Source organism: Aestuariivirga sp., assembly GCF_046294715.1.
GTDB lineage: Bacteria > Pseudomonadota > Alphaproteobacteria > Rhizobiales > Aestuariivirgaceae > Aestuariivirga.
The window spans coordinates 110,859-133,985 of sequence record NZ_JBKBKI010000007.1 but is presented as its reverse complement, the minus strand read 5'-3'; the positions used below and the strand labels follow the sequence as shown (position 1 = coordinate 133,985).

Here is a 23,127-nt window from a genome sequence, read left to right as displayed (position 1 = left end):
CTGTCCCTTACTGCAGCGAGGCTGTCGCGAGCGCCTGGGCGGCGGCGGCGGCCTCGTTCAACGGCTTGATGATGGATTCGACCGAGGGGCCGAAGATATCGAGGATCGGTGCCGGATAAGCGCCGAAGAAGATGGTGAGCACGATCAGCGGCAGGAGTGTTGCCAGTTCGCGCGGCGTCATGTCCGGCAGGTTCATCAGCGCCGGCTTCTCCAGCTTGCCGAAGACCACGCGGCGGTAGAGCCAGAGCGCATAGGCCGCGGACAGGATGATGCCCAGAGTGGCGAAGAAGGCAACCCAGGTGTTGGCCTTGAAGGCGCCCATCAGAGACAGGAACTCGCCCACGAAACCGGACGTGCCCGGTAGCCCCACATTGGCCATGGTGAAGACCATGAAGGTGAAGGCATAGAGCGGCATGCGGCCGACGAGACCGCCGTAGGCCGCGATCTCGCGCGTGTGCATGCGGTCATAGACGACGCCGACACAGAGGAACAGCGCGCCCGAAACAAGGCCATGGCTGATCATCTGGAACATGGCGCCGTCGATGCCCTGCCGGTTGAGCGAGAAGATGCCCATGGTCACGAAGCCCATGTGCGCCACGGAGGAATAGGCGATGAGCTTCTTCATGTCTTCCTGCATCAGCGCCACCAGGGAGGTGTAGACGATGGCGATGATGGAGAGCACGAAGACGAAATCCTGGAAGTAGACGCTTGCATCCGGGAACATCGGCAGCGAGAAGCGCAGGAAGCCGTATCCCCCCATCTTCAGGAGGATCGCCGCAAGAATCACGGAGCCTGCCGTCGGCGCCTCGACGTGGGCGTCGGGGAGCCAGGTGTGAACCGGCCACATGGGCATCTTCACCGCGAAGGAGGCAAAGAAGGCGAGCCACAGCCACTTCTGCGCCTCGGGCGTGAAGTTCGGGTTCTGCAGCAGCGCCGCAATGTCCGTCGTGCCGCTCGTCCAGTACATGTAGATGATGGCAAGCAACATCAGCACTGAACCGAGCAGCGTGTAGAGAAAGAACTTGAAGCTGGCATAGACGCGGCGCGGCCCGCCCCAGACGCCGATGATGAGGAACATCGGGATCAGGCCGGCCTCGAAGAACAGGTAGAACAGCACCATGTCCAGCGCGCAGAACACGCCGATCATCAGCGTTTCGAGCACGAGGAAGGCAATCATGTATTCCCGCACCCGTTTCGTCACATACCACGAGGCGAGGATGCAGATCGGCATCAGGAACGTCGTGAGGATCACGAAGGGCATGGAGATGCCGTCCACACCGAGCTTGTAGGTGGCCGCGCCGCCAAGCCAGGAGCGCTGCTCGACGAACTGGAAGCCTGCAGCGTTTGGGTCGAAGCCTGCCCAGATGAAGAGCGACACGAGGAAGGTGACGGCGGTCGTCCAGAAGGCGCCCCAGCGGATATTGCGCAGCGCCGTCTCATCCTCGCCCTTCACGAGGAGGATGAAGAGAACGCCGAGGAGGGGCAGGAAAGTGACGACGGAGAGGATGGGCCAGCTCGACATCAGTGTGCGCCCCCGAACAGGAACCAGGAAATCAACGCCGCCACGCCGATCAACATGGCGAAGGCGTAATGGTAGAGATAGCCCGTCTGCAGCCGCACCACGCCGCGCGTGACATCGGTGACGGCCGTGGCGATGCCGTCGGGACCGAAGCCGTCGATGAGAAGACCATCGCCCTTCTTCCAGAAGACACGGCCGAGCCACATGGCGGGCCGGACGAAGAGCACGTCATAGATCTCGTCGAAGTACCACTTGTTGAGCAGGAACCTGTAGAGCGGCTCGTGCTGGGCAGCCAGGGCCCCGGGCAGCGAGGTGTCGCGGATGTAGAAGAGCCAGGAGAGCGCGAAGCCCAGCACCATCGCGACGAAGGGCGACCAGACAACCCACGCCGGCACATCGTGGAAGAGATGCATGATCTCGTTGTCGGCCACCGCACCGTGCCAGAACTCCTTGTATTCGTGGCCGATGAAGTAATCCTTGAACACGAAGCCGGCGACGATGGCGCCGATCGCCAGCACGTAGAGAGGGATCAGCATCACGCTGGGGCTCTCGTGCACGTGCTCCATGGTTTCGCGGTCGGCACGGGGCGTGCCATGGAACGTCATGAAGGCGAGACGCCAGGAATAGAACGAGGTGCAGAACGCGGCCACGACGAGGAGCCAGAAAGCGAAGCCCCAATTGGCGGCATAGGCGCTTTCAATGATCGCGTCCTTCGAGAAGTAGCCCGCGGTGAAAGGGAAGCCCGTCAGCGCGAGGTTGCCGATGATCATCATCGCCCAGGTGATGCGAATCATCGGCGCCAAGCCGCCCATCTTTCGCATGTCCTGCTCGCCGGACATGGCGTGGATCACCGAGCCCGAACCGAGGAACAGCAGAGCCTTGAAGAAGGCATGGGTGAAGAGATGGAATATGCCGACGCCATAAGCGCCGACACCCAGGGCCACGAACATGTAGCCGAGCTGCGAGCAGGTCGAATAGGCAATCACGCGTTTGATGTCGTTCTGCACGAGGCCGACGGTGGCCGCGAAGAAGGCCGTGATGGCGCCGATGACGACCACAACGTTCTTGGCATCCGGCGCCAGCTCGAACATGGGTGACAGGCGCGCCACCATGAAGACGCCGGCCGTCACCATAGTCGCCGCGTGGATCAATGCCGAGACGGGCGTGGGGCCCTCCATGGCGTCCGGAAGCCAGGTGTGGAGCAGGAACTGTGCCGACTTGCCCATGGCCCCCATGAACAGCAGGAGGCAGAGCACCGTGAGCGTATCGAACTCCCAGGACAGGAACTGCATGGACTTTCCGGCCACACCCGGGGCGGCGGCGAAGATCGTGTCGAAGTCGACGGACTGGAACACCATGAAGCAGCCGAAGATGCCGAGCGAGAAGCCGAAATCTCCCACACGATTGACGACGAAGGCCTTGATGGCGGCGGCATTGGCGCTCTCCCGCGTGTACCAGAAGCCGATCAGCAGGTAGGAAGCGAGGCCAACGCCCTCCCAGCCGAAGAACATCTGGACGAGGTTGTCAGCCGTCACCAGCATCAGCATGGCGAAGGTGAACAGCGAGAGATAGGCGAAGAAGCGCGGCTGGTGCTCGTCATGGCTCATGTAGCCAAGCGAGTAGACATGGACCAGCGCCGAGACGGTATTCACCACCACGAGCATGACCGCTGTGAGCGTGTCGACCCGGATCGTCCAGTTTGCGGAAAGCGCGCCCGAGTTGATCCAGCGCAGGAGTTCGACCTTTTCCGTGTGCGGCTCATGGAGGAAACCGACGAAGACGTACCAGGACAGAACCGCCGCGACGCCGAGCAGCAGCGTCGTCAGGTACATGGGCCATGCCGGACCTTCGTAATGACCGTGATGGCCGTGATCGTCATGATGATGACCCCCCTCACCGTGGGAGGCGTGCGCGTGGGCGTGGTGGTCGCCGTAGACCTCGGCGTCGGAACCGAGCCCCTTGAACAGCTTGGTGCCGGCAAGCCCGGCGACGAGCGCGCCGAGGAGCGGCAGGAAGACGATGGCGGTGAGGACGGCGTGCATGGTTCCCGTCAGCCCTTCATGAGATTGATGTCTTCAACCGCAATGGAGCCGCGGTTGCGGAAATAGGTGACGAGGATGGCAAGCCCGATCGCCGCCTCACCCGCTGCCACGGTGAGGACGAGAAGCGCGAAGACCTGTCCCACCAGATCGTTGAGCGCGGTCGAGAACGCCACCAGGTTGATATTGACGGCGAGCAGGATGAGTTCCACCGACATGAGGATGACGATCACGTTCTTTCGATTCAGGAAGATGCCGAAGATGCCGACCGTAAACAAAATGGCGGCGACCGTGAGATAGTGGGAAAGGCCGATTTCCATGGTTCAGATCCCCTGCCCCGGCTTGACCTTGACGACCTCGATGGCGGTGGCAGGCGTGCGGGCCACCTGGGCCGAAATGTCCTGGCGCTTGACGCCCTGCTTGTGGCGCAACGTCAGCACGATGGCGCCGATCATGGCGACGAGCAGAACGAGACCCGCCACCTGGAAATAGAAGATGAAGTCCGTATAGAGGATGCGCCCGAGCGCCTCCGTGTTGGTGATGCCTTCGGGCATCGGCGATCCACGCGCCGCAACGCTCGCTGGGTCGATCGCCCAGCTGCCCACCACGAGGGCAAGTTCGACCAGCACGATGAGACCGATGGTGGCACCGACGGGAAGATAGTTCAGCATTCCTTCACGCAGCTGCACGAAATCGACGTCGAGCATCATCACGACGAAGAGGAAGAGCACCGCCACCGCGCCGACATAGACGACAACGAGGATCATGGCGAGGAACTCCGCCCCCATCAGCACGAAGAGGCCCGCTGCGTTGAAGAAGCAGAGGATGAGGAAGAGAACGGAATGAACCGGATTCCTGGCCGAGATCACCATTACGGCTGATGCGACCGCGATCGCCGCGAAGAGATAGAAGAAGAAGGCGAAGACCATGTTGGCTCCTTTAGCGGTAGGGCGCGTCCATCGCGATGTTCCTCGCGATTTCACGCTCCCAGCGGTCGCCGTTTGCCAGCAGCCTCTCCTTGTTGAAGAGAAGCTCCTCGCGAGTCTCGGTGGCGAATTCGAAGTTGGGCCCGAGCACGATTGCATCCACCGGGCAGGCCTCCTGGCAGAAGCCGCAATAGATGCACTTCACCATGTCGATGTCATATCGGGTGGTGCGCCGCGTGCCATCGTTGCGGCGGGGGCCTGCCTCGATGGTGATGCAGACGGCCGGGCACACCGCCTCGCACAACTTGCATGCGATGCAGCGTTCCTCGCCGTTGGGATAGCGGCGCAGCGCATGCTCGCCGCGGAAGCGGGGCGACAGAGGACCCTTCTCGTTCGGGTAATTGATCGTCGCCTTGGGCGCGAAGAAGTAACGCATCGCCAGGATCGTGGCGTCCACGAACTCCTTCAGGAACAGCGAGCGGGCGGCTTGTGCAACTCTCATGTGGTTTACCCGAGGATGGATTTCATGCGCTCGCCGAGGACAAAGCCCAGGACCGGCATGACGATGAGGCTCTGAAACTTGATCAGGGCCATGATGGTGGATGGGCGGACGCCCTGGCTTTGCGTGGTCTTGGCCTTCTCGTAGCGCCAGCGGAGCGAGGGATAGACGGAACGGTTCACCAGCGCCAGTTCGGCAATGCCGATGGCGAGAAAGACCAGCGCCCCGACCAGCCCCGCGAAGCTCATGGCGCCCACCCGAAGGTGACGAGCACGCCGGCGGTCAAGGCAACCCAGAACAGCGAAATCGGCAGGAACACCTTCCAGCCCAGGCGCATCAGCTGGTCGTAGCGGTAGCGCGGCACGATGGCCTTCACCATGGCGAACATGAAGAAGACGAAGACGAGCTTGAGCAGGAACCAGATGATGCCCGGTATCCAGTTCAGCGGCGGGATGTCGATGATGGGCAGCCAGCCGCCAAGGAAGAGGATGGTCGTCATCGCGCACATCAGCACGATCGCCACGTATTCACCGAGCATGAAAAGGAGATAGGGGGTGGAGGAGTACTCCACCATGAAGCCGGCAACCAGCTCCGATTCCGCTTCGACGAGATCGAAGGGCGGGCGGTTCGTCTCCGCCAATGCCGAGACGAAGAAGATCACGAACATCGGCAGCAGCGGCAGGAAGTACCAATCGAGGAAGGAGCCGGGCAGGCCCAGCATGGTGCCAAGCCCCGTCGATTGCGAACGCACGATCTCGGTGAGGTTCATGGAACCGGCGCAGAGAAGCACGGTGACGATGACGAAGCCGATCGACACCTCGTAGGACACCATTTGCGCGGCCGAACGGAGCGCAGAGAGGAATGGGTACTTCGAGTTCGAGGCCCAGCCGCCCATGATCACGCCATAGACGCCGAGCGAGGAGAGGGCGAAGAGATAGAGGATGCCGACGTTGATGTCCGCCACCACCCACTTGCCCTCGGTGAGCCCGAAGAAGGAACCTTCGGACACCGGCACCACCGCCCAGGCCGCAAGCGAGAGCGTGGCGGTGACGAGCGGCGCGATGATGAACACGCCCTTGTTGGCGCCGTCCGGGATCACAACCTCCTTGAGCGCAAACTTGATGAGGTCGGCGAAGGACTGGAAAAGCCCCCAGGGGCCCACCACGTTGGGGCCGCGGCGCATCTGGACGGCGGCCCAGATCTTGCGGTCGGCCCACAGGAGATAGGCGACGATCATCAGAAGCGCGGCCATGAAGCCGAAGCTCACGACCACGAAGAACAGGAGAGTGAGAAATGCCTCGGTCATCGCCTTACTCCGCGGCCTCGAGCTGCCGCACGTTCTTGAGGGCCGAACATTCGGCCATGGTCTTCGAGGCGCGGGCAATCGGATTGGTCATGTAAAAATCGGTGATGGGCGAACGGAAGGGCTCGGGCGACATCGGGCCCGCCGCCTTCGCCAGGTCGGCAAGTTCGGCGGTGGATGCTGGCGTCCTCTGGTCGATCCGCATCAGCTGAGGCGCCACCCGGTACATGGCGCTCCGCAGCTCATCCATGCTGTTCCAGGGCAGCGTCGCATCGAGCGCATCCGAAAGGGCACGGAAAATCGCCCAGTCCTCGCGGGCGTCGCCTGGCGGGAAGGACGCGCGCTGCGTGACTTGAGGGCGGCCCTCAGTGTTCACGTAAGTGACCTGCTTCTCGACATACGCTGCCCCGGCGAGGATCACGTCGGCGCGATGCGCTCCCGCGTCTCCGTGGGTTCCCACGTAGACGACGAAGGTCGAGCCCAGTGCCTGCGTATCGATCTCGTCGGCGCCAACAAGGAAGAGCACGTCGAGCTCGCCGGCCTTCGCGGCCTCCAGCATCTCGCGCGTGGTCTTGCCTGCCTCCTTGCCGGGGAGCGCGCAGACGTCGAGCGCCCCGACGCGGCCTGCCGCCGCGTGCAGCACGTTAAAGCCGTTCCAGCCTTCCTTCACAGCGCCGAGCTTCTCCGCCGCGGCCCAGGCGGCGGCAAGAACCTGCGGGCCATCGGGCCGGGCCAGAGCGCCCTGCCCCACGATCACCATCGGCTTCGCGACGGCAGTCTGCTCGGAACCGAGGAACTGGCTCAGCGTTTCCGGGCCTGCCCCCAGATAGGCATAGGGATAAGTGAGATCGGCCCTTTCACCGATCACGCTGATCGGACAGCCTCCCCTGAGAAGCCGCTTCCGGATCCGGGCATTGAGCACCGGCGCTTCGAGACGCGGGTTGGTGCCGACGAGAAGGATCGAATCCGCCTCTTCGATGCCCGAGATGCCAGAATTGAAGAGATAACCGGCGCGCCCGCCAAGTTCGCCGAGCGGCGTTCCGTCCTGCCGGCAGTCAATGTTCGCGATGCCAAGCTGGTCCGCCAGCTGACGCATCGAGAAGGCTTCCTCCGCTGCCACGAGATCGCCGAGAATGATGCCGATGCGTTCCGGTGCCGTGCCCTTCACGCGCTGTGCGATGCGCTGGAAAGCCTCGGCCCAGGAGGCCGCGCGCAACTTGCCGAACTCGCGCACATAGGAACGGTCGAGCCGCTGCGAGCGCAAACCATCCCACACGAAGCGCGTCTTGTCGGAAATCCACTCCTCGTTTACCTCTTCATGGGTGCGCGGCAGAATGCGCATGACCTCGCGCCCGCGCGCATCGACGCGGATGCTCGATCCCACTGCATCCATCGCGTCGATGGTTTCGGTCTTGCGCAGTTCCCAGGGCCTCGCCTTGAACTCATAGGGAGCCGAGACGAGTGCTCCCACCGGACAGAGGTCAATGATGTTTCCCTGGAGTTCCGAGGAAATCGCACGGTTGAGGTAGGTGGTGATCTCCATGTCCTCGCCCCGGCCAGTGGCGCCCATCTCCTCAATGCCGGCGACCTCGGTGGTGAAGCGAACACACCGCGTGCACTGGATGCAGCGGTTCATGTGGGTATTGACGAGCGGACCCAGATACTTGTCCTCGACGGCCCGCTTGTTCTCGTGGAAGCGGTTCTTGTCGATGCCATAGGCCATCGCCTGGTCCTGCAGGTCGCACTCGCCGCCCTGGTCGCAGATGGGGCAATCGAGCGGATGGTTGATGAGCAGGAACTCCATTACGCCTTCACGCGCCTTCTTCACCATCGGTGTCTTGGTGAAGACCTCTGGCGGCTCCCCGTTAGGTCCGGGGCGCAGGTCGTTCACCGACATGGCGCAGGAGGCCTGGGGCTTTGGCGGGCCGCCCTTCACCTCGACGAGGCACATGCGGCAGTTTCCGGCGATCGAGAGGCGTTCATGATAACAGAAGCGCGGCACCTCGGCGCCGGCGAGCTCGCAGGCCTGCAGAAGGGTGAGACCATTCTCGACTTCGATCTCGGTGCCGTCGATCTTTATTTTAGGCATCAGCTTGCTCGCCTTCCCGTTCCTTCGCGGCGACCCGCCCAAGGCGGCCGCCCTGCAATTCCCGCCTCACTCTGCCGCAATCTTGCGAACCGCGCCGTCATGATCGGGGTTCGCCGCATACTGGTCGATCCGCGCCTCGATGACATGGCGGAAGTGCGTAATGAGGCCCTGGATAGGCCAGGCCGCCGCATCGCCCAGTGCGCAGATGGTGTGACCCTCGATCTGCTTCGTCACGTCGAGCAGCATGTCGATCTCGCGCTTTTCGGCGCGCCCCTCGGCCATGCGAGTCATCACGCGCCACATCCAGCCCGTGCCTTCGCGGCAGGGCGTGCACTGGCCGCAGGACTCGTGCTTGTAGAAATAGGCAAGTCGCGCGATGGCCTTGATCAGGTCCGTCGACTTGTCCATCACGATCACCGCGGCGGTGCCCAGGCCTGAGCGCAGCTTCGAGAGCGAGTCGAAATCCATCGGCGTATCGATGATCTGTTCCGCAGGCACCATGCGCACCGAGGAGCCGCCGGGGATGACGGCGAGAAGATTGTCCCAGCCGCCGCGCACGCCGCCGGCATGGCGCTCGATCAGTTCTCGGAATGGAATTCCGAGTTCTTCCTCGACCACGCAGGGCCGGTTCACGTGGCCCGAGATGCAGAACAGCTTCGTGCCCGCATTATTGGGCCGACCGATGGAATTGAACCAGGTGGCGCCGCGCCGCATGATGGTGCCGGCCACCGCGATCGACTCCACGTTGTTCACCGTAGTCGGCGCGCCGTAGAGCCCGACATTCGCCGGGAAAGGCGGCTTCATGCGCGGCTGGCCCTTCTTGCCTTCGAGGCTCTCGAGCATGGCGGTCTCTTCGCCGCAGATGTAGGCGCCCGCGCCATGATGCACGACGATGTCGAAGTCCCAGCCATGCACGTTGTTCCTGCCGATGAGTCGCGCCTCATAGGCCTGGTCCACCGCGGCCTGCAGGTGCTCGCGCTCGCGGATGAATTCGCCGCGCACATAGACGAACGCGGTGTGGCAGCCCATTGCAGCACCGGCCAGCAGGCATCCCTCGACGAGAAGATGCGGCTCATGACGAAGGATCTCGCGGTCCTTGCAGGTGCCGGGCTCAGATTCGTCCGCGTTCACCACGAGGTAGTGCGGGCGCTCGCCGATCGCCTTCGGCATGAAGGACCATTTGAGACCGGTCGGGAAGCCCGCACCGCCACGGCCGCGGAGGCCGGAGGCCTTGACCTCGTTCACCATCCAGTCGCGGCCGCGGGCGATGAAGTCCTTCGTACCGCTCCAGCAGCCGCGCTTCTTGGCACCTTCAAGGCCCCAGTCGTGCAAGCCGTAGATGTTGGTGAAGATCCGGTCCTTGTCAGCGAGCATTGCTTGCCCTCACTTCTTCGGCTTCTCGGCGTCGCCCTCCGGGCGCCAGCCGGTGGCCAGTTTCTTCGCCTGCTTCACCCATTCATCGCGCAGGACGCGGCCCTTGAAGCCCTCGAGCCGCTCATCCACCCAGGCGATCTCCTTCTCGGTCCAGGCAGCGATCTGGTCGAAATGCCAGACGCCAAGCGCATTCAGCATCTGCTCAAGCCTCGGACCCACACCCCTTATGAGCTTCAGGTCATCCCCGCTTCTGCCCTTAGGAGCGGTGTGCAGTTCGGGGCGGCCATCCGCCACCGAGGCAACGGGCGCAGTCTCCTTGACGCCTTCGGGCGTGGCACGGGTGACATTGGTCTCGACCTGGGCCTTGCCCTCCATCACGGCGCCGGCAGCCTGCTCCTTGCGTTCCGCCTCGGCCTTCTGGGCAGCGGTGAGGACGGCAGCGGGTGTCGGAGGCCGGACTTCTTCCGGTTTCGGCGCCGCCGGGGCGGGCGCAGGCGTTCCAGGAGGAACGGTGACGCCGGATGGCGAAGCGGCAGCAGGTGCCGGGGCAGCAGCCGGCGGCGGAGGCGGCGGCGCCTCGATGCGGGTGAAGCTGCGCTGGCCCTCGTAGAGCGAGGGCTCGATCAGGGTCGTCGGGCCGCCCACGGGGGCGGCAAGATGGCGATCGATCTGCGGGCCCACCCTCACCTTCCGGCCGGCGGCGAGGTCCTCGATCAGCTTCTCGAAGGACTCGGGCGTGAGGTCCTCGTAGGTGTCCTTGAAGATCTGCACCATGGGTGCGTTGACGCAGGCGCCGAGGCACTCGACCTCCTCCCAGGAGAAGTTCCCGTCGGCTGAGAGATGGTGCGGCTCGGGGTGGATCCGGTTCTGGCAGACCTTCTTCAGCTCCTCGGCACCCCGCAGCATGCAGGGCGTGGTGCCGCAGACCTGAATGTGAGCGACCCTGCCCACAGGCTGCAGCTGAAACATGGTATAGAAGGTGGCGACCTCGAGCACGCGGATATAGGACATGCCCAGCATGTCCGCCACGTACTCGATGACGGGCTTCGAAACCCAGTTGTCATTCTGCTCCTGGGCGCGCCACAGGAGCGGGATCACCGCCGAGGCCTGCTTGCCCGATGGGTACTTTGCGATTGTCTGTCTGGCCCAGGCCAGGTTCTCCGCATTGAACGCGAAGCTTTCGGGCTGAACGTGATGAAGACGACGGACGCTCACCGGTCCACCTCACCAAAAACGATGTCGAGAGAACCCAGGACGGCGGAGACGTCGGCCAGCATATGGCCGCGGCAGATGTGGTCCATGGCCTGCAGATGTGCGAAGCCTGGGGCACGCAGCTTGCAGCGATAGGCCTTGTTGGTGCCGTCCGACACCAGATAGACGCCGAATTCGCCCTTGGGCGCTTCGACCGCCGCATAGACCTCGCCCGGTGGCGTATGGAAACCCTCGGTATAGAGCTTGAAGTGATGGATCAGCGCTTCCATCGAGCGCTTCATCTCGCCGCGCCTGGGGGGAACCACCTTGCCGTCCTGCGTCGAGACGGGGCCGGTGCGCTCCGATCCCATGAGCCGCTCCACGCACTGCTTCATGATCTTCACCGACTCGCGCATTTCCTGCATGCGGATCAGGTATCGATCATAGCAGTCGCCGTTCTTGCCGATCGGTATGTCGAATTCCATCTCGTCGTAGCACTCGTAGGGCTGCGCCTTCCGCAGGTCCCAGGCGGCGCCGGAGCCGCGTACCATGACGCCCGAGAAGCCCCACTCGAAACATTCCTTCAGAGAAACCACGCCGATGTCGACGTTTCTCTGCTTGAAGATTCGGTTGTCGGTGAGCAGGCCCTCGATGTCGTCGAGCACCTTGTTGTGACCCTCGCAGAACCGGCCGATATCCTCGACGAGTTCCGGGGGAATGTCCTGGTGAACGCCGCCGGGGCGGAAGTAGGCCGCGTGCATGCGCGAGCCGGATGCGCGTTCATAGAACACCATCAGCTTCTCGCGCTCTTCGAAGCCCCAGAGCGGCGGCGTGAGAGCGCCTACGTCCATGGCCTGCGTGGTGACGTTCAGGAGATGCGAGAGAAGACGTCCAATCTCGGAATAGAGCACGCGGATCAGCTGGCCTCGTTTCGGCACGCTGATGCCGAGCAGCCGCTCGATGGCGAGACACCAGGCATGTTCCTGGTTCATCGGCGCCACGTAGTCGAGACGGTCGAAATAGGGAACGGCCTGAAGATATGTCTTGTATTCGATCAGCTTCTCGGTGCCGCGGTGGAGGAGCCCGATGTGCGGGTCGACACGGGTGCAGACCTCGCCGTCGAGCTCGAGAACGAGGCGCAGAACGCCGTGAGCCGCAGGATGCTGCGGGCCGAAATTGATCGAGAAGTTGCGGACGGTGGACGATTCGGTCACGGCTTCGCCTTTTCATCGCCGGGGAGCGCGTAGTCGGGGCCCTCCCACGGGCTCAGGTAATCGAACGCGCGGAATTCCTGGGTGAGCTTCACCGGTTCGTAGACCACGCGCTTGAGTTCGTCGTCCCAGCGCACCTCGACATAGCCGGTGAGAGGGAAATCCTTCCGCAGCGGGTGGCCGGAGAACCCGTAGTCCGTGAGTATCCGTCGCAGATCCGGATGGCCGGAAAACAACACGCCGTAGAGATCGTAGGTCTCGCGCTCATACCAGTTGGCGGCGGGGAAGACGGAGATCGCGCTCGGCACGGGCGTGTCCTCGTCGGTCTCAACCTTCACCCGAATGCGGCGGTTCTTGTAGGGCGCGAGCAGGTGATAGACGACGTCGAAGCGCCGTTCGCGCTCGGGATAGTCCACTCCGCAGATGTCGATGAAGCAAACGAAGCCGCAGGCGGCATCGTCGCGCAGGAAAGTGAGAACCTTCACGATCTCCGCGGCCTCTGACGCTACGGTGAGTTCGCCGAACTCCACCTTGATGCCCGTCACCGCGCGGCCCAGCCTCGCGGCGATGTGTTCGCCCAGCTCTTGCAAGGTCTCAGTCATGTCAGCGCTCGATCGTTCCGGTGCGGCGGATCTTCTTCTGCAGCTGCAGGATGCCGTAGATCAGGGCCTCGGCCGTGGGGGGACAGCCCGGCACATAGATGTCGACCGGCACAATGCGGTCGCAGCCGCGCACCACCGAATAGGAGTAGTGATAGTAGCCGCCGCCATTTGCGCAGGAGCCCATCGAGATGACGTAGCGCGGCTCCGGCATCTGGTCATAGACCTTGCGCAGCGCCGGAGCCATCTTGTTGGTCAGAGTGCCGGCCACGATCATGACATCGGACTGGCGCGGCGAGGCACGCGGCGCAAATCCGAAACGCTCCAGGTCCCAGCGGGGCATCGAGGCCTGCATCATCTCGACGGCGCAGCAGGCGAGCCCGAAGGTCATCCACATGAGCGAGCCGGTGCGGGCCCAGTTGATGAGGTCGTCCGAGGCGGTGACGAGGAATCCCTTGTCGGCGAGTTCGGCATTGATGCTGGTGAAGAACTCGCGCTGCTCGGGGGTTGCCTTTTCGATCAATCCCATTCGAGAGCTCCTTTTCTCCACTCATAGATAAAGCCTATCGTGAGGACTCCTAGGAAAATCATCATGGACCAGAAGCCGTAGACCCCGATATCACCCAAGGTAATGGCCCAGGGGAAGAGGAAGGCCACTTCGAGGTCGAAGATGATGAACAGGATCGAGACCAAATAGAACCGCACGTCGAACTTCATGCGGGCATCGTCAAAGGCGTTGAAGCCGCACTCGTAGGCGGACAGCTTTTCCGGGTCCGGGTTGCGGATCGCGATCAGGATCGGCGCGATCATCAGAACCAGCGCGAAGCCCAGAGCCACGCCCAAAAAGATGACGACTGGCAGATATTCTCTCAAAAGATCAGGCATGTGCTTTCGCCCCCTGCGTCCGCCCGGGCGGCAGACGAGAATCCGCCGCTTGGTAGCGCACCGCCCGGTGTCCCGCAAGTTTTTCGGCACAGTTGTCGAACCAGGATAACAAGTGTCGCATGCAGCTGCGCCAAGAGGCCTGGCCCCTGACGTGCCGGGACCCCGAGGGAGGCAGAAATACGAAGGGCCGCCCGGGGGCGGCCCTGATCGATTTCGGCTGAATGGCGCGAGTGACGGGGCTCGAACCCGCGACCTTCGGCGTGACAGGCTGTCAGGTATCCCAGTCGGATCAATGCCCTGTCCAACACTGGACCCCTCAAAAACGGGTCCGAGGGGCCGAAAGTTGGAAAGTCCGCTGACTGAGAGTGCACGAATCCACACCGGGCCTCCTGACCCCAAAATAGATGCCCCTGCCGAGGCTGGCACCAAGGCAGGGGCTGATAGCGATGGAAACGAAGCTGCTTCCAACAAGAAAGATAGCACACTCCCCTGCCCTCCAACAAGCCGCACGTGGCGCATTTCTTCCGACCTTCTCGTGTTGGAGGTTTGGTGATGCAGCCGATCGTAAAGAACCTCTCCCGCCTCGTTTTCATGCGCCAGGAAGCCTATCGGGTGGCGGGACCCTCTCCGGAACTCTTCGGCTATATCCGCCGGCACGGCCTGGACACGGAAACTTGCCTCGCCCATGCCGACATCATCAACGTGGCGCTGGTGCGGTTCCTCTCCGGCGCTCCGGGTGACGAGACTTTCGTCTTCGATGTGGACGGCGAACCCGCCGCCGTGATCGAGGCGCTGCTGTTCGATGACTACAGGCAGCAGGTCTGTGCCGACTTGGTGGCATGGCCCCTCGACGCCCCCGAGCTTTTCGCAACAGCAATGGGCCGCAACGATGGGGCGGACGTTCTCGGGCCTCAGAACATGATCCAGCGGCACGGAGCACCCCTCCAGGTCTACAGGACGCCCTTGGCGTGGCTGCAGGCTGGTTGCGAAGGCTGCGTGCCCCTGAAGCCCGGCGCTCGCAACTGGCTTGCCCACGCGGCGGGACCCTTCCTGGTGGAGGACATCGAGCACGGCCACGAAATCCGCGTTCTTCTCGGCCCTGCCGCCAGATCGCACCGAATCCTCATAAAAAACCTTCCTGCGAGGAAAGCAGCATGAACGCCGCCGAATTCATTGACCTGGAGACCGCTGAACGCATGGCCCAGAACGGAGATTTGCGGCATGGAGAGTTCGCCGGTGACACGACTGCCGCCAAGCCTCAAAGCGATCATCGGAAGATGTTCGAGGGCGAATTCTCAATGGAGGACCTTGCCAGCGTGACATTCCCGCCGGTGAAATGGATCGTTGATGGCCTGGTGCCCGAGGGGTGCACTGTCCTCGCCGGTCCGCCGAAGTCCTGCAAAAGCTGGTTCTGCCTTGATGTCGGGGTAGCGGTGGCAAGCGGAAACTACTGCTTCGGCGATTACAAGTGCGTCCAGGGCGACGTGCTCTATCTTGCGCTCGAAGACAATCCGCGCCGCCTCAAGGATCGCCTTGAGAAGATCACCACCACCACGGCAGACAAGGGCTGGCGGAAAAGACTGCGCTTCAGGACGAAGGTTGAGAGGTGCGACGAAGGCGGATTGGAGCATATCCGGGGCTGGCTGAACTCGGTTCAAAACCCGAGGCTGGTGATTGTGGACGTCCTGCAAAAGTTCCGCAGCAACCGAGGCCGGAGCGATACGCTCTACGAGGGCGACTATGGCGCTATCACCGCGTTGCAGGAACTCGCTGCAGAGTACAGCGTCGGCGTCCTCATTGTGCACCACACCAGGAAGGGCAACGGCGACGGAGACCCCTTCGAGGAAATCTCGGGCACGAACGGCATCACTGGCGCAGCGGATACCTCGCTCGTATTGAAACGGGGAAGCAACGGCAGCACGCTCTACTGCCGGGGTCGCGACGTCGAGGAATACGAGAAGGCGATTCTTTGGGACCGTGAGGCTTGCCGCTGGATCATCCAGGGCGATGCGACGGAGGTTCGCCGCACGAGCGAACGCGGTGCCATTCTGGCAGTGCTGGAGGACGCTGAAGAACCCCTGAAGCCCGTAGACATCGCCAACCTGGCCGACATGAGGCGCAACAACGTCGACCGGCTGCTCGGCAAAATGATGAAGGCGGGCGAAATCCTCAAAGCGGGGCGCGGCCAGTATGTGCACCCATCGAAGGCGCACCTCGTACCCTCTACCCCCGGTAAGAACGGTAAGAAGGTAAGAAACAGAGAGGATGGCGACAAATGACATTGCAATGTCAAGGACTTACCCTTCGTCCGCAGAGTCAACTCATTCGCTGCGGTACGAAACCGGTAAGAAAGGGGGGTACGAACTGCGGTAAGAAACGGTACGAAATCGAGAAGGCGAGGACGCCGAATCAAAACAAAGGGATAGGCAACCTTCGTACCGTTCTTACCGATCTTACCGGGGTTTGCCCCATTGTGAGAGTAAACGGTAGACGTTCGACGCCTGGCTGGGGTGGGCGCTGGCCTATGACGGGGCCGTGCACTGGATGGACTAGAGCAGGAATGCGGTGACCGATAGAGACGCTGGCGCTAGGAGTTAGCGCCATCGCTTGTTATCTCTTTTTGATCACCAATTGGACGCCAAACGCCGCCCTGTCGAGAGGTGGAGCAGCTCTCAGCTTCTTAATGGCGCTCTCTGACTTGTCGATTAGTGCAATTACTTCGGCTCGGCTAAGCCGATAGCTCGGATCGTAATCAGCATCGTGCCGCGCCTTTTGCAATTCCACAAACGCATCGGCACACTCCTTTATGGGGTTTGGAAAGCCGATATTGCGAGCCGCCTCGCAGGCGCTTTTGGCAGTACCGTGATCTAATCCTCGGTACAGTTGCACCCATGCTCTATCCGGTCTGTTTTTCTTCGCGCTACCCAACATGACGTCTGCAGTAGCTCTAGCCATCGCGTGGAACAGCGCATAGTAGGCGGTACTCACGGCCCGCTTAAGGTAAGCTTGTTTGGGTTTTCCGTTGGGATTTGCGTTGGCAAGATGCCTGGCGATCTCCAAGAGATCGTCAACCATGTTTAGCCAGCCACCTTCTGCTTCTCATCGAAGAGGTGCCTAACGTGGATGAACCGTTGCTCGCCTTGCTCCCAAGCGAGGTCGCGCACCTTGCCATCAAGCGAGGTGATTGATTTGAGACGAACGGGTTTCTTAGTGCGGTTGTGATGCACACACACGAAAATCACGGGATCGCCAAAATGATCTTCTCCCGTGTCGACGTCCACTTTCTTTACAGAGACGTCACCCCGTTCTGCCAGCTTCCAAAGATCCTTAAGCTTCTTCAGGAGAGCAGCATCGAGTTTGTGGTTCACTGTCTTAGTCATCTTCTTATTCTCCCGTCAGCCAATATAGGGACTCCGAGCTTCGCCGTCGAGTTCCATCAGGATGTCACCCGCGAAGCCTGACTCCTGGACCGCCACCATTCCCCGGCACGAATACAACGCCTGCAGATTCCAGCGCCCGGACAATCTGCCTCAATGCGTGACCCGACTCCGAGCCGGTCGTCTCAAGTCGGGTGACGGTATTCCTATGCACCCCCGCCTGTTCGGCGAGGTCTCGGACGGTCCAACCAAGCAACCCCCGGGCTGCTCGAATTTGTGCGCTTGTCACCATGCCTGATTCGTCCTATTGTGCATTTGTCACTATACGGTGACAATAGCACAAATGAGGGAGATTGCATTATGCCGCGCTTATCTCGCCGTGAATTGCTCGGGACAGGGGCAACAGCCTTAGCCGGTTCTTCCGTCATCGCCGCTCCCGATGTTCCTCCGTTCGATCCGGTTTACGAGGCCAAATGGTCTGCTTTCCGCGAGGCGGTCGCTTCATACCAGGCAATACATGCAAGCGCGCAGGAACAGATAAAGGCACTTGGGCCACGCCCTTCCAATGGTGCCGCAGCAAGAGACGCCTGGTCGGAACGGCTCACCGCTATTGAAGACACGACATCGAAGCCTGTGGACCTCATGTTTTCGCGGGCCTCCGACGTGATCGAGCATCCCGTCGCAAGCATTCCCCGGCTTAAGGAGAAGATGGCTCTGGCCTGGCAAATGGAGTTCGTCAACAAAAACAGTGACATTGTTCTGCGTTGGCTACTGCGCGATGCCCTGACGATTGCAGAGAAGGCGGTGTCCCATGCGTGATCGCGTCACCCTGCCGCCCGCGCCGGACCTTAAGGCCATGACGATTTACGACCTGATGTGCCTGTCCGAGACCTTCAATCACCTTTCCGATGCAGCGCTGGGCTTCCTGGATCAGCAACGGATGCAGGAGTCGCTTGCCGGAGAGTTCCTCGATGCGCTCTGGGATCGGTACTTCAATGGCCTGATCACGGACATCGCCGAAGAGATGAAGACCCGCACGCCGGCCAGCAGCAATGAGGCGGAATGGAAGGCAAACGTCATTATCCAGAATTCCGGCGACGACTTCCGCACCAAACTCAGTGCCGCCGTTGATTACCTCCAGTTCCGTGACACGAAGGCCGCGTAAGACCCCGCGAAACGAAAAGCCCCTCGCAGGAGAAACAATGCGAGGGGCGAAGGTTTCAGGCACGGCAGCGGAAGTGACAAGGCTGCCGCACCTCTACGAATGCGCCGCGTCCAGATTCTTTCAACCCACCAGAAGTCGAAGGCACAGGAATTTGCGGAGCCATTCGAAGGATGCCTCGGAACTGCAGGCGTCCTATCCAGTTACAGTCGCACGAGTAGCCAGCTCTGACGATCAAGGCACGTTAGGGCGTTTGATTCGCACACCTGCGTATCGGGTGCGAATACCGGGCTGCAGCGAGCAGGCTGCCGCTTCAGTCCAAATCAAGGACCCTGCAGCGCTCAGCTGTGGGGTCTTTCTCGTTGGTTCAAGATCGCCCAGACAAAAAGCCCCTGCAGTTGCCACAACCGCAGAGGCTTTTAGGCGCTCCTGTCGCGGAGTTGGCAGGAGTAACCGGAGATGGCCCATCAACAGAACTGGGCTTGTGACGGTTCCAAACCCGCTAGCGTTGCCAGGCACACATTGCAGCGGCGATCCAAGAAACACCAACCTAGAGTACCCCCACCCCTCCCAAAACGATCTTTTGGCACTTTGCGTAATGCGGGCGGCTAAGGCGCTTTTGATCGCTAGCGACAGGGAAACAATCTTCATTGACAGGAAACATCATGGAACGATGACGGCCTCTCAGCTTGCACGCGCCTGGGGCGTATCCCGGCAGAATATCCACGCGCTCGCCAAGAAGGGGCTGCTCCCTCGGGGTCCCGATGGCCTATTCGATGAAGACGAGGCACGCCGTGCCTATTACCGGAACACGGACCCCGCATTCCGTCGCGCTCTGCCGCCAAAGCCGGTCAACTCGTACGGGGTCGTTGACGATGCCTGTTGCAGCCATTCCAGGGCCCGCAGAGCGGCTGCCGAGGCGGGGCTTGCTCAACTGGCTTACGAGACCAAGGCAGGCGTCCTGGTGGACGGGAAGGCCGTGGAGCGGGAATGGTTCGAGACGCTGAGAACCCTCCGCGACCGCCTGCTCTCAGTCCCGGACCGACTTGCGCCCGTCCTCGCTGCCGAAACCGACCCCGTCGAGGTTTCCAACCTGATCTTCGATGAACTGGCGGAAATCCTCCACGAGGCCGCTCCGGGTCTATCAGAACTGTAACTGCGCATGTGGCGGATTGTCACACATTCCGTAATTCGTTTCCCACTTGCAGTTTTTTAAAAACCGTTTATATCTCCTGCAATGCTGACGATCTCGCAATTAGCTGAAGTCTTAGGTCGCGAATACGAAGCGGTCTCCAATTGGCGCAAGCGTGGCTTGATGCCTTACGCGAAGAAGATCGGACGAGACTACGTCCTCGACGCGGACGGCGTGTTCAGGGTGCGCGTTGCGCTGGAACTGGTCGGCTTCGCCGATTTGGCCCTCGCATTCAAAATTGCTCAGCTGAGCCCCGTGACCGTAGCAATCGAGCTTTTGAAAGATCCCGAAGTGGTGGCGAGCTTCTTTCTTGTCGTTCACCCGGTCACTCTGACGTTCAAGGACAACTCCGAGCCGACGTCCGACATTGCCGTCGGACTCTTGCATCGGCGCAACTTCGCCCCGGACGAACCGGGAGGTCTCCGGTTCGACGGCAGCATGGATCTGTCGCAGGTGAAGTCAGTCTTTGTGATGACACATGGGCAGGCCGTCTCATCGGTTCGCCCCGGAGTAAGATTTACGATTCTCGATCTGAGCACTCTTTGGACAGAGACCTTCATGTCGATTGAAAAAATCAGCCGGGATGACGCATGACTGTCACCACTCTTACCAAGTTTGATGCCGCCATTGCCGCCCTGAACCAGGCGATGCACGGCGACCTCGAATACGAAGAAGCCCTGCGTTGGGATGCTCGCTTCCGCCAGCTTTACGACGAGCATGTGCGGGAAGTCATCGCAAGTTCGCCGCAGTTCGCCCCTCTCGCCCTAAACCTGGAAGGGCGGCTCGGGGCCTTGCTCCGCCACGCCAACCAGAATGGCAGCGTCACACTGGAAGACGTCGAGCGCATCATCGGCGTCTCTCCGCTCGTCTTCAGGGCGTTCTTGAAACGGCTGCGCATCAGCGACACGGAGGCGCTTCTGCACTTGGGAAACGGGCATCTAGTCTCATTTGATTTCAGCAACATCATGCGAAAGGAGGTTCATTGAAATGAACGCTCCAAACAAGAATTTCGATGCCATCCTGACGCGCGAAGCCGTGATCGTCTCGCCCCGCGTGGAGACCGGCAAGGCTCCGGTGGCGATCATCCGGGCTTCGACCGGCGCAGACGTTGAGCGCCGCGATTACCTCTCCGGCGAACCGTACACTGAACGCCTGGAAATCTCCGAGGGGGCGGTCGATCTGAGTTACCTCAACTCAGGGCAGGCACACCTCCTCGCAGATCACGAAATCGGCAGCACCGCTGCTGTGCTCGGCACCATCACGAAAGCTTGGATCAAAGACCGTGAACTCTATGCCGAGGTTATTGGCCCCATTCCCGGCACCGCCCCGCGCCTGGATGAGTCGTGGAGCCTGATCAAGCAGGGCATCTTGAAGAATGTTTCCATCGGCTACCGCATCTCCACTTTCAAGGAGAGCCGGGAATCCGGGAAGCTGGTGCGGACCGCCACAAAGTGGACGCCCCATGAAATCTCAATGGTAGCACTTGGCGCGGACTTGTCCGCAATGGTCGTCTCGGCCCGGAGCGCTCCCTTCATCAAGCACAAGGACAAGACCATGACCGAGACTGACACCATTTCCACCGCCCTCCACGAGGACGACCAGGCGCTCGCCCGCAACATGTCGCGACTTGCGGGACTGAACCGCGAGCAGGAAGACGATGTCGTGAACCGCGCAATCAATCTTGAACACGCGCGCGGCATCATCCTTTCGAAGGCTGCTGCCAACTCTGACGCGATCCAGATTACGACCGCCCGCTCCGATGGCTACGAAAGCCTCGATGCACCTGGCGTCTTCGCCAGTGTCGCTGGTGAGGCTGTCTTTTCGCGGCTCAATCCGAAGCACCGCCCCTCCGACGCGGCTCGGCCCTACATTAACATGTCAATGGCCGATCTTGCCCGGATCACTCTCGAACGGGCTGGCCGCAGCCTGCCGCTCAATCGCACGCCCGGCGCCCTCATCGAGCGCGCCTTGCATACCACGAGCGATTTCCCGCAGCTGCTGGTCAGTGCTGCGAGCCGCTCTCTGCGCGACGGCTACATTCAGGCTGCGAACGGTATCAGGACGGTTGCTAAAGAACGCAATCACCGCGACTTCCGAGGCCTCTCCCGCGTCATCCTCGATCACTCCGGCTTCGAACTCAAGAAGGTGAACGAGGCAGGCGAATTCACGCGCGGAACGATGGAAGAGGCCAGGTCCTCCTATCGGCTTGAGACCTTCGGGCGGGTATTCGGCATCAGTCGCCAGGCGCTCGTCAATGACGATCTCGGAGCCTTTGATGACATGGCGCGCAAGCTCGGCATGGCTGCGGCCAATTTCGAGGCGCAGCAGATGGTGGACCTTCTCACCGACAATTCGAGCCTGGGACCGACGATGGATGACAGCGTCGTGCTGTTCCATTCCTCGCACGGCAACGTGTCCGCTTCGGGTGCCGGGCCGGATGTGACGACGCTCTCCGTCGCTCGCAAAGCCATGCGCGAGCAGACGGGACCGGGTGGTGGCATTATCGGCGTTGCCCCGGCCTATCTAGTCGTGTCGCCCGAGAACGAGACCGCAGGCGAACAGGTGCTTGCGCAGCTCACCGCCACGCAGCTGAGCAACGTTAACCCGTTCTCCGGCAGTCTCCGCCTTGTGGTGGAGCCGCGCCTTACTGGCAAGCGCTGGTACATAGTGGCCGATCCCAACATGGTGGACGGTCTGTCTTATGCCTACCTCGAAGGCGAGGCGGGTCCGCAGGTATTCATCCGCGAAGGCTTCGACGTTGACGGCACCGAGTTCAAGGTCCGCCTTGATTTCGGGTGCGGCTTCGAAGACTGGCGCGGGTGGTACAGCAACGCGGGTCAGTAAACGTGAATTGGCGCGGTGCTCCTCTCATTGCGCTGATGGCGGGGTTGCCCGGTTGACCCCCAACGTCGCCGGAGTCGCTGCTCACGGCTCCGGCGACAATTCAACATCGAAAGGTTTGGGAATGTCTGACAACACCACGCGCGAAGAAATCCAGCCCGACGAGGTCGTCTTCACCGTCCGCCCTCAGGGAGAGTGGCAGCCGGAAAACCGCGTTTGGGTGACGCCGGACAAGGCGGAGGAAGCGCTTCGCACCATGATCCAGAACAGCATTGCAGAAGCTTGCTCGCAAACCTGGTTCGATGAGTCGCGCAAGGCGCTGTTCGCTACCCGCACCGCTGCCGAGGTTGACGCCTTTCTAACGCCCTTCCTGGCGCGGCAGTTTGCAACGGTGATGAACCGCTTTGTCAACGAGGTCATCAAGAACCATCCGGTGCGGGTCGTGATCGAGCCTAACGAGCGCAAACGGACGAAGGTGCTGCGCCATGATCCGCAGGGCCGCGTCCTGGAAACCGAGAGTTACTACGTCTAACAAGGAACTGATCCATGAAGAACTATGTGCAGCCCGGTGACACGCTCACCTTGACCGTTGCCGATGTAACGGATGCGACAGACCTCTCTGCAGGTGATGGCTATCTCGTCGGTAACATCTTCGACGTCGCGGCGACCGACGTTGCGGTCGGCGATTCTGGCGAATTTGCTGTTGTCGGCGTGTTCGACCTCGCAAAGGTCAGCGCGCAGGCGTGGACCGTCGGCGCTGCGATCTATTGGGATACCACGACTGGCCTTTGCACCACGACATCGGGCGGCAACACGCTGATCGGCAAGGCAGTGCTTGCCGCCTCCAACCCTTCTGCGACTGGCCGCGTTCGCCTGAACGGTTAACCGAATGCCCCGTCCTTTTTCCGAGGTGGCGGGGC

General features: G+C 61.6%; 27 protein-coding genes. 10 read left to right on the top strand and 17 right to left on the bottom strand.

The window, feature by feature from the left end; genetic code table 11:
• Positions 1–7 precede the first annotated feature (7 nt).
• The 14 genes from ACK4HL_RS07445 to ACK4HL_RS07380 form a co-directional block, all read right to left on the bottom strand.
• Positions 8–1,522, bottom strand: coding sequence for an NADH-quinone oxidoreductase subunit M (locus ACK4HL_RS07445; protein WP_409758003.1), 1,515 nt, complete (start codon positions 1,520–1,522; stop codon positions 8–10).
• Entirely contained in the window at positions 1,522–3,561 is a 2,040-nt protein-coding gene (nuoL, locus tag ACK4HL_RS07440; protein ID WP_409758000.1) for an NADH-quinone oxidoreductase subunit L, read from the bottom strand. Before nuoL ends, ACK4HL_RS07445 begins: the two co-directional genes overlap by 1 nt.
• 8 nt (positions 3,562–3,569) lie before the next feature.
• Positions 3,570–3,878, bottom strand: coding sequence for an NADH-quinone oxidoreductase subunit NuoK (gene nuoK / locus ACK4HL_RS07435; RefSeq protein ID WP_409757997.1), 309 nt, complete (start codon positions 3,876–3,878; stop codon positions 3,570–3,572).
• 3 nt (positions 3,879–3,881) lie between these two features.
• Entirely contained in the window at positions 3,882–4,487 is a 606-nt protein-coding gene (locus tag ACK4HL_RS07430; RefSeq protein ID WP_409757994.1) for an NADH-quinone oxidoreductase subunit J, read from the bottom strand.
• Between the two features lie 10 nt (positions 4,488–4,497).
• Positions 4,498–4,986, bottom strand: a complete 489-nt coding sequence (gene nuoI, locus ACK4HL_RS07425; RefSeq protein WP_409757991.1) for an NADH-quinone oxidoreductase subunit NuoI — start codon at positions 4,984–4,986, stop codon at positions 4,498–4,500.
• 5 nt (positions 4,987–4,991) lie between these two features.
• Entirely contained in the window at positions 4,992–5,231 is a 240-nt protein-coding gene (locus tag ACK4HL_RS07420; protein WP_409757988.1) for a hypothetical protein, read from the bottom strand.
• Entirely contained in the window at positions 5,228–6,289 is a 1,062-nt protein-coding gene (gene nuoH, locus ACK4HL_RS07415) for an NADH-quinone oxidoreductase subunit NuoH (RefSeq protein ID WP_409757985.1), read from the bottom strand. The genes ACK4HL_RS07420 and nuoH overlap by 4 nt, the downstream gene beginning before the upstream one ends.
• Positions 6,290–6,293: 4 nt before the next feature.
• The gene (nuoG, locus tag ACK4HL_RS07410; protein WP_409757982.1) at positions 6,294–8,375 is read right to left on the bottom strand and encodes an NADH-quinone oxidoreductase subunit NuoG; all 2,082 of its coding nucleotides are present in this window, start codon (positions 8,373–8,375) and stop codon (positions 6,294–6,296) included.
• Positions 8,376–8,441: 66 nt separating this feature from the next.
• Positions 8,442–9,749 carry an NADH-quinone oxidoreductase subunit NuoF gene (gene nuoF, locus ACK4HL_RS07405; RefSeq protein ID WP_409757979.1) on the bottom strand — a complete coding sequence of 436 codons (1,308 nt, stop codon included), beginning with the start codon at positions 9,747–9,749 and terminating at the stop codon, positions 8,442–8,444.
• 9 nt (positions 9,750–9,758) lie between these two features.
• Positions 9,759–10,964 carry an NADH-quinone oxidoreductase subunit NuoE gene (nuoE, locus tag ACK4HL_RS07400; RefSeq protein ID WP_409757976.1) on the bottom strand — a complete coding sequence of 402 codons (1,206 nt, stop codon included), beginning with the start codon at positions 10,962–10,964 and terminating at the stop codon, positions 9,759–9,761.
• Positions 10,961–12,154: an NADH-quinone oxidoreductase subunit D gene (locus ACK4HL_RS07395; RefSeq protein WP_409757973.1), complete on the bottom strand. Its 1,194-nt coding sequence runs from the start codon at positions 12,152–12,154 to the stop codon at positions 10,961–10,963. Before ACK4HL_RS07395 ends, nuoE begins: the two co-directional genes overlap by 4 nt.
• Positions 12,151–12,753: an NADH-quinone oxidoreductase subunit C gene (locus ACK4HL_RS07390; protein WP_409757970.1), complete on the bottom strand. Its 603-nt coding sequence runs from the start codon at positions 12,751–12,753 to the stop codon at positions 12,151–12,153. Before ACK4HL_RS07390 ends, ACK4HL_RS07395 begins: the two co-directional genes overlap by 4 nt.
• Position 12,754: 1 nt before the next feature.
• Positions 12,755–13,279 (bottom strand): NuoB/complex I 20 kDa subunit family protein, encoded by a 525-nt coding sequence (locus ACK4HL_RS07385; protein ID WP_409757967.1) that lies wholly within the window; start codon positions 13,277–13,279, stop codon positions 12,755–12,757.
• Entirely contained in the window at positions 13,270–13,635 is a 366-nt protein-coding gene (locus ACK4HL_RS07380; RefSeq protein WP_409757964.1) for an NADH-quinone oxidoreductase subunit A, read from the bottom strand. Before ACK4HL_RS07380 ends, ACK4HL_RS07385 begins: the two co-directional genes overlap by 10 nt.
• A 552-nt stretch (positions 13,636–14,187) precedes the next feature.
• Here ACK4HL_RS07380 and ACK4HL_RS07375 point away from each other — a divergent pair.
• Together ACK4HL_RS07375 and ACK4HL_RS07370 are read left to right on the top strand one after the other, a co-directional pair.
• A complete protein-coding gene (locus ACK4HL_RS07375) occupies positions 14,188–14,793 on the top strand; it encodes a hypothetical protein (RefSeq protein ID WP_409757961.1) in 606 nt (201 codons plus the stop codon).
• Complete coding sequence (locus ACK4HL_RS07370; RefSeq protein WP_409757958.1) at positions 14,790–15,914, top strand: AAA family ATPase; 1,125 nt, start codon at positions 14,790–14,792, stop codon at positions 15,912–15,914. The genes ACK4HL_RS07375 and ACK4HL_RS07370 overlap by 4 nt, the downstream gene beginning before the upstream one ends.
• 331 nt (positions 15,915–16,245) lie before the next feature.
• Here ACK4HL_RS07370 and ACK4HL_RS07365 read toward each other — a convergent pair whose 3' ends face one another.
• The 3 genes from ACK4HL_RS07365 to ACK4HL_RS07355 form a co-directional block, all read right to left on the bottom strand.
• On the bottom strand, positions 16,246–16,710 hold the full coding sequence (locus tag ACK4HL_RS07365; RefSeq protein WP_409757956.1) for a hypothetical protein: 465 nt from the start codon (positions 16,708–16,710) through the stop codon (positions 16,246–16,248).
• 2 nt (positions 16,711–16,712) lie between these two features.
• Positions 16,713–17,015: a hypothetical protein gene (locus ACK4HL_RS07360; RefSeq protein ID WP_409757954.1), complete on the bottom strand. Its 303-nt coding sequence runs from the start codon at positions 17,013–17,015 to the stop codon at positions 16,713–16,715.
• A 64-nt stretch (positions 17,016–17,079) separates the two neighbouring features.
• A complete protein-coding gene (locus ACK4HL_RS07355; RefSeq protein ID WP_409757951.1) occupies positions 17,080–17,304 on the bottom strand; it encodes a helix-turn-helix domain-containing protein in 225 nt (74 codons plus the stop codon).
• A 68-nt stretch (positions 17,305–17,372) separates the two neighbouring features.
• Between ACK4HL_RS07355 and ACK4HL_RS07350 the strand changes: the two genes are divergently transcribed.
• The 8 genes from ACK4HL_RS07350 to ACK4HL_RS07315 all read left to right on the top strand — a co-directional run bounded on the left by ACK4HL_RS07350 (position 17,373) and on the right by ACK4HL_RS07315 (position 23,092).
• Entirely contained in the window at positions 17,373–17,831 is a 459-nt protein-coding gene (locus ACK4HL_RS07350; RefSeq protein ID WP_409757948.1) for a hypothetical protein, read from the top strand.
• Positions 17,824–18,177: a hypothetical protein gene (locus ACK4HL_RS07345; RefSeq protein WP_409757945.1), complete on the top strand. Its 354-nt coding sequence runs from the start codon at positions 17,824–17,826 to the stop codon at positions 18,175–18,177. Before ACK4HL_RS07350 ends, ACK4HL_RS07345 begins: the two co-directional genes overlap by 8 nt.
• Positions 18,178–18,847: 670 nt before the next feature.
• A complete protein-coding gene (locus tag ACK4HL_RS07340; protein ID WP_409757943.1) occupies positions 18,848–19,330 on the top strand; it encodes a hypothetical protein in 483 nt (160 codons plus the stop codon).
• An 81-nt stretch (positions 19,331–19,411) separates the two neighbouring features.
• Positions 19,412–19,960, top strand: coding sequence for a hypothetical protein (locus tag ACK4HL_RS07335; RefSeq protein WP_409757940.1), 549 nt, complete (start codon positions 19,412–19,414; stop codon positions 19,958–19,960).
• On the top strand, positions 19,957–20,352 hold the full coding sequence (locus ACK4HL_RS07330) for a hypothetical protein (protein ID WP_409757937.1): 396 nt from the start codon (positions 19,957–19,959) through the stop codon (positions 20,350–20,352). The genes ACK4HL_RS07335 and ACK4HL_RS07330 overlap by 4 nt, the downstream gene beginning before the upstream one ends.
• A 1-nt stretch (position 20,353) precedes the next feature.
• On the top strand, positions 20,354–22,210 hold the full coding sequence (locus tag ACK4HL_RS07325) for a prohead protease/major capsid protein fusion protein (protein ID WP_409757934.1): 1,857 nt from the start codon (positions 20,354–20,356) through the stop codon (positions 22,208–22,210).
• A gap of 121 nt (positions 22,211–22,331) precedes the next feature.
• The gene (locus tag ACK4HL_RS07320; RefSeq protein ID WP_409757932.1) at positions 22,332–22,739 is read left to right on the top strand and encodes a hypothetical protein; all 408 of its coding nucleotides are present in this window, start codon (positions 22,332–22,334) and stop codon (positions 22,737–22,739) included.
• Positions 22,740–22,753: 14 nt separating this feature from the next.
• The gene (locus tag ACK4HL_RS07315; RefSeq protein WP_409757929.1) at positions 22,754–23,092 is read left to right on the top strand and encodes a DUF2190 family protein; all 339 of its coding nucleotides are present in this window, start codon (positions 22,754–22,756) and stop codon (positions 23,090–23,092) included.
• Positions 23,093–23,127 lie beyond the last annotated feature (35 nt).